The sequence below is a fragment of the Streptomyces sp. NPDC037421 genome, from assembly GCF_055602105.1.
The window spans coordinates 33,451-39,654 of record NZ_JBVJWV010000019.1 but is presented as its reverse complement, the minus strand read 5'-3'; the positions used below and the strand labels follow the sequence as shown (position 1 = coordinate 39,654).

The 6,204-nt window shown below is 74.2% G+C and carries 4 protein-coding genes and 1 pseudogene; 3 read left to right on the top strand and 2 right to left on the bottom strand.

Annotated elements, in window-relative coordinates:
* Nucleotides 1-105 precede the first annotated feature (105 nt).
* A complete protein-coding gene (locus ACZ7IF_RS24935) occupies nucleotides 106-855 on the bottom strand; it encodes a GntR family transcriptional regulator (RefSeq protein ID WP_470975151.1) in 750 nt (249 codons plus the stop codon).
* A gap of 72 nt (nucleotides 856-927) precedes the next feature.
* Nucleotides 928-2,241, bottom strand: a complete 1,314-nt coding sequence (gene hmgA / locus ACZ7IF_RS24930; RefSeq protein WP_470975148.1) for a homogentisate 1,2-dioxygenase — start codon at nucleotides 2,239-2,241, stop codon at nucleotides 928-930.
* Nucleotides 2,242-2,572: 331 nt separating this feature from the next.
* Here hmgA and ACZ7IF_RS24925 point away from each other — a divergent pair, with 331 nt between their 5' ends.
* The 3 genes and pseudogenes from ACZ7IF_RS24925 to ACZ7IF_RS24915 all read left to right on the top strand — a co-directional run.
* Nucleotides 2,573-4,729: a right-handed parallel beta-helix repeat-containing protein gene (locus tag ACZ7IF_RS24925; protein ID WP_470975145.1), complete on the top strand. Its 2,157-nt coding sequence runs from the start codon at nucleotides 2,573-2,575 to the stop codon at nucleotides 4,727-4,729.
* Between the two features lie 196 nt (nucleotides 4,730-4,925).
* Nucleotides 4,926-5,822, top strand: a complete 897-nt coding sequence (locus ACZ7IF_RS24920) for a cupredoxin domain-containing protein (protein WP_470975348.1) — start codon at nucleotides 4,926-4,928, stop codon at nucleotides 5,820-5,822.
* Nucleotides 5,819-6,065: pseudogene (locus tag ACZ7IF_RS24915) on the top strand (hypothetical protein); the annotation flags it as partial. The gene ACZ7IF_RS24920 and the pseudogene ACZ7IF_RS24915, both read left to right, overlap by 4 nt.
* Nucleotides 6,066-6,204: the final 139 nt, after the last annotated feature.

Below are 6,204 nucleotides of genomic sequence, written 5' to 3'. Positions count from 1 at the left end.
ATCACCACCCCCCCGCAGCCGAGACGAGGAGGCGCCAACAGCAAAAAAAAAAGAAGACGAAACCTCTCTGTCCCCCCCCCCCCCCCCCCGGGCCGCCTCCCCCGCTCAGGGGGCTTCGACGGTCACCGTGAAGGAGAACCGGTCGCCCCGGTAGCGGATCCGGGCCACGTCCACGACCCGCCCGTCCTCGTCGTAGGTCACGCCGGTGTAGTGCAGGATCGGGCTCAGCAGCGGGACCTCCAGCAGCTCGGCGGTGACCGGGTCGGCGAGCCGCGCCTCCACCGTGTCCGTGATCCGGCTGATCCGTACGCCGACCACGTCGCGCAGCACCTTGGTCATCGGCCAGCGCTCCAGGTCGGCCAGGTCCACGGCCTCGGCGAGCTCCGGACGGACCGCGTTCTCCGCCCAGTTGGTGGGCTCACCGCTCTCGCCGTCGCGCCGGAGCCTGCGGTACGTGACCACCTCCGCCGTGTCCGGGAAGTGCTCCAGCAGCTCCCCGGCCACGGTCGTGCGCTCATGGCCCAGCACCGTCGTCAGGTCACCCGACTGCTGGGCCACGATCGCGTCCACGGAGCCGAGCAGCCGCACCGGGGCGCTGCGCATCGCGCCCGGCTCGATGAAGGTCCCGCGCCGCCGGTGCCGGCTGATGAGGCCCTCGCCCTCCAGTTCCTTGAGCGCCTGGCGCATGGTCAGCACGCTCACCCCGTAGTGCTCGGCGAGCTGCTCCTCGGTCGGCAGCCGCAGCGAGGCGTCCGGAGTGCGCCCCAGTATCGAGGCGCGCAGGGACTGGGACACCTGGTACCAGAGCGGCAGCTTCCGGTTCAGTACCAGGGAGTCGGGGGCGAAGGCGGTCACGGGTCGTTCTCCGTACGGGCTGGCTGTCATCAGTCGACGGGGCGGGGCGGTGCGCAGGGCGACACCGGCATGTTAGGCACGGAAGTGGCGCTGGAGACCCTCCCATACGTCGTCGTATCCGCGCTGGAGGTGCTCCGCCCCCGCCGCCTGGGGGGTGGCGGTGATCGGCCAGCGGGTCTCGAACATGAAGGCCAGGCCGTCGTCGATCTTCTGCGGCTTCAGCTCGGCGGCGCTGGCCTTGTCGAAGGTCTCCCGGTCCGGGCCGTGCGCGGACATCATGTTGTGCAGCGAGCCGCCGCCCGGCACGAACCCCTCGGCTTTGGCGTCGTAGGCGCCCTCGATCAGGCCCATGTACTCGCTCATCACGTTGCGGTGGAAGTACGGCGGGCGGAAGGTGTCCTCGCCGACCAGCCAGCGCGGGGCGAACACCACGAAGTCCACGCCCGCCAGCCCCGGGGTGTCGGACGGCGAGGTCAGCACGGTGAAGATCGACGGGTCGGGGTGGTCGTAGCTGATGGACCCGATCACGTTGAACTTGCGCAGGTCGTAGACGTACGGGACGTGCGTGCCGTGCCAGGCGACGACGTCGAGCGGCGAGTGGCCGTAGGTCGCGGACCAGAGGTTGCCGCAGAACTTGTTGACCACCTCGGTCGGACGCTCCACGTCCTCGTACGCGGCCACCGGCGCCCGGAAGTCCCGCGCCGCGGCCAGGCCGTTGGCGCCGATCGGGCCGAGGTCCGGCAGCTCGAAGGGCTGCCCGTAGTTCTCGCAGACGTAGCCGCGCGCGTCGCCGTCCAGCAGCTCGACGCGGAAGCGGACGCCGCGCGGGATCAGCGCCACCTCGCCGGGGCCGGCGCTCAGCAGGCCGAGCTCGGTGCGCAGCAGCAGGCCGCCGCGCTCGGGGACGATCAGCAGCTCGCCGTCGGAGTCGCTGAAGACCCGGTCGGTCATGGAGGCGTTGGCGGAGTAGAGGTGGACGGCCATGCCGGTGCGCTGGGTGGCGTCGCCGTTGCCGCCGAGGGTCCACAGGCCGGCCAGGAAGTCGGTGCCGGGAGCCGGGTCGGGCAGCGGGTTCCAGCGCAGCCGGTTGGGGTCCGGGACGGCGTCGGTGAAGGGCGCGGTGCGCAGGGCGCCGTTGTCCACGCGGGTGAAGGCCGGGTGCGCGGCGGAAGGGCGGATCCGGTAGAGCCACGACCGGCGGTTGTGGCGGCGCGGCTCGGTGAAGGCGCTGCCGCTGAGCTGCTCGGCGTACAGGCCGAGGGCGGCGCGCTGGGGGGAGTTGCGGCCGAGCGGGAGCGCGCCGGGCACGGCCTCCGAGCTGTGCTCGTTCCCGAAGCCGGTGAGGTACTCCAGCGCCTCCGCCGTCTTCCTGGCCTGCTCACTCATGGGCTGCTCCCGCTCCGTCGAAGGAATCCTATGGTCGACAGTAGGATTCCCGGCCCCTCCCCGTCAACGCCGTCTTGCGGCCACCGTCCGAAATCCCCCGCCGGGCGGGACGGGCAGGGCCGGGCGCCCGTGGCGGGCCGGGCGGGCGCGGCGGGCCGGGCGCCCGTGGCGGGCCGGGCGGGCGCGGCGGGCCGGGCGGGCGTGGCGGGCTGGGCGGGGCGGGGCGGGCGGGGCCTGGTGCGCCGGCCGGTCGCAACGATCCGGTCACCGCCCCAGGGGGAATCCGCGCGAGGGGATCCCAAAAGATGAACATTGCTCTACTCTCTCGCGCATGTCGTGGACCCGCAGGTTCCCTGCCGTGCCGGCGGCGCTCCTCGCCGCCCTCCTCGCCTTCCTGTCCCTCCTCGCCGCCGCGCCCGCCGCCCGCGCGCACGAGGAGCGCCCCGTCGCACTTCCCGACGGCACCGGATCCGTCCCCGTCCACCGGGCGGCGGCCGAGCCCGACCTGCTGGTCTGCAAGACCGACCGGCCCGCCTTCGAACGCCGCGTGGCCGGCTTCCCCCAGGAGCTCCGGCAGCGCAACCTCGACCTCTACGAACGCTGCGAGAAGAGCGGCTACCGCCACCTCCAGCAGGCCGTGGACGCCGTCGACCGGCCGGGTATGAACATCGCGATCCTGCCCGGCCTCTACGAGGAGGAGCCCTCGCTGCCCGCCCCGACGGGGGAGTGCGCGAACCTCAAGGCCCCCAACTCCTCACTGGGCTACCAGATCCTGTCGTACGAGCAGCAGGAGAAGTGCCGGCACAACCAGAACCTCGTCGCCATCCTCGGCAAGACGAACCTCCAGATCGAGGGCACCGGCGCCGCCCGCACGGACGTCGTCATCGACGCCAAGTACCAGAAGCTGAACGCCATCCGCGCCGACCGGTCCAACGGGATCTACTTCCGGAACTTCACCGCGCAGCGCACCACCTTCAACTCCCTGTACGTGCTCGCCGGCGACGGCTTCGTCATCGACGACGTCCTGACCCGCTGGAACGACGAGTACGGCTTCCTGACCTTCGCCAGCGACCACGGGCTCTACAAGAACTGCGAGTCCTACGGCAACGGGGACTCCGGGATCTACCCCGGCAGCGCCTCCGACATCAACGACGGCCGCGGCTACGACGTGCCCCGCTACTCCATCGAGATCACCGGCTGCCGCAGCCACCACAACATGGTCGGCTACTCCGGCACCGCCGGGGACTCGGTGTGGGTCCACGACAACGAGTTCGACCAGAACATGGGCGGCGCCTCGATGGACAGCGCCTTCCCCGGGCACCCCGGACTCCCGCAGAACCACGCCCGCTTCGAACGCAACCTGATCCACGACAACAACGCCGACTACTACCACTACGTCGCCGACGGCACCTGCGCCAAACCGCCCGTCGAACGCGGCTACGAGCAGGGGGTGGTCTGCCCGCAGATCTCCATGCCGCCCGGCACCGGCATCATCACCGCCGGAGGCAACTGGAACCTCTACGAGGACAACTGGGTGTATGGGCACCGGCGCGCGGGCTTCTTCCTCAGCGCCGTCCCGGCCTTCATCCGGGGCGAGGAGGAGTGGTCCAAGCAGACCGACACCTCCCACCACAACCGGTACGCGGGCAACGTGCTCGGCAAGGACAGGTCCGGGGCCTCCCGGCCCAACGGCACCGACGTGTGGTGGGACGGCCAGGGCAGGGGGAACTGCTGGCAGGACGGCCCCGACGGCTCCACCCCGGGCACGCTCCCGCAGTGCGGTAAGGAGCGCGGACAGGTCAGCGGCTCCTCGGCCCGGCTGGTGGGCGAACCGGTGAAGCTGACCCAGCTGATGGTCTGCGCCGACTACAACGTCCAGGCCCGCAAGCTCCCGGCGGGCTGCGACTGGTACGGCGCCCGGGGCCTGGAACGGGTGGAGACGCAGATCGCCGTGGCGGTGGCGGCGGTGCTGCTGCTGGTCGGCGGCACGCTGTGGTGGCGGCGCCTGCGCGGCTCCCGGCTGGGCACCGCGGCGTCGCTGTCCGGCCTGGCCGGGCTGGCCCTGGACGTGGCCGGTTCCACCATGCCCCTGGTGGACACCCCCGTCCCGGCGCTGGCCCTGCTCCTGCTCGGCCTGTGGTGGACCGGGGCCGGCCTGGCGCTGCGCCCCGAACGCCCCTGGCTGGCGCGCCTCACCCTGCTCCTGGGCGCCCTGACCCTGCTGGACGCCTTCGACAAGGCCGTCCTGATGATCCCGTGGATCCCGCTCAGCCCCGCCTGGGTACGGGCCCTGGTCGCGGTGGTGTGGGTGCTGTGGGCGGTCGTCGCGTCGGCCCGCCCGGGCCCGGCCGCCCCCGCCCGGCCCGCCGGCCCGGGCGACGACCCGGACGGCGACCGCACCCCCGTCCCGGCGGGCCCGGCCCCGGCCCTGAGCACCACCGCCGAGCCCCCGGCCCCCACCCCCGGCCCCGACGGCACCACCGCCTGACCCCCGCCCCCGCCCGCGGCCGGGACGTCCGAAGGCCCCGCTCCGCCGGCCTGACCCCCACCCCGCGGCGACGGCGGGGCGGGGGTCTGCCCGCCCACCCCCGCCCCACCCCCGAGCCCCGCCCGGCCGCGTCGGCCCGCCCCATGACCGGAGGCCCGAAGTGAACGTGCCCGCAGAGACCCGCATCCGGTGCGACGTGTGCCGGACACCCGCCCCCCGGACCCGCCCGCACCGACGCTCCGCCCGCACGGCGGCGCTGGTGGCCCTGCTCCTGCTGCTCGCGGGCGGTGCGGCGACGGGCTGCGGCGGCCGGGCCACCACCCACCACAAACCCGGCACCACCCACGAACAGTCCTCCGGCAGCGCCGGCGCCCTGCTCGACGCCCAGGACGGCGGCGGCCACCGCCTGCGCGAGGTCCCGGCCCGGGGCGCGCCCGGCGTGAAGCTCACCGCCCGCCCCGACTCCGAGGACGGCTGGAACCTCCAACTGGCGGTGACCGACTTCCGCTTCACCCCCGACAGCGTCGGCGGCGCCGCGCTGACCGGCGCCGGCCACGCCCACCTGGAGCTCGACGGCCGCAAACTGGCCCGCGTGTACGGCCCCTGGTTCCACCTGCCCGCGGCGCAGGTGCCCGAGGGCGCGCACACCCTGACCGTCCGCCTGTACGCCGACGACCACACCGCCTGGGCCGTCGCCGGCAAGCCGGTCGAGGCGGCGGTCGCGCTGACCGCGGGCCCCCCGGGTCAGGGAGCCCACAGCCACCCCGCGCCCGCCCCGACCGGCTCCCCGGCAACGCCGGCACCGCGGGAAGCCCCGTCGGCCCCGCCGGCCGACCGGACCGTCACCATCACCGTCCGGGACGGAAAGGTGGTGCCCGCCACCGGCCGTACCGAACTGAAACGGGGCGAGCGCCTGGCCCTGCGCGTCACCAGCGACCGCGCCGACACCCTGCACGTCCACGGCTACGACAAGGAACTCGCCCTGCCCGCCGGCCAGGAGGCCACCCTGGTCCTGACGGCCGACCGCACGGGCCTCTTCGAGGTCGAGACCCACGAGTCCCGGCTCGTCCTGACCCAGCTCCTCGTCCGATGAGCCCGACGGCAACCGTGGTCCTTCACCCGGCCGGCCCGCCGGCCGTGCTCGCGCACGGGATCGGCTCCCAGCACGATCTGCCGATCTCCCCCTTCTACGCCTTCGCCGGCGCCTTCACAGCGCTCTTCGTCTCCTTCCTCGCACTCGGCCTCCTGTGGTCCGCCTCCCGCTTCCGCGGAGACCGCTCCGGCCTCGCCCTGCCCGCCCGGCCGCAGCGGGGGGGGGGGGGGGGGGCGAAAAAGGGGGGGGGACGGGGGGGGGGGGGGGGGGGGGGGGGGGGGGGTGGGGTGGAGGGGGGGGGGGGGGGGGGGGGGGGGGGGGGGGCGGGGGGGGTGGGGGGGGGGGGGGGGGGGGGGGGGGGGGGGGGGGGGGGGGGGGGGTG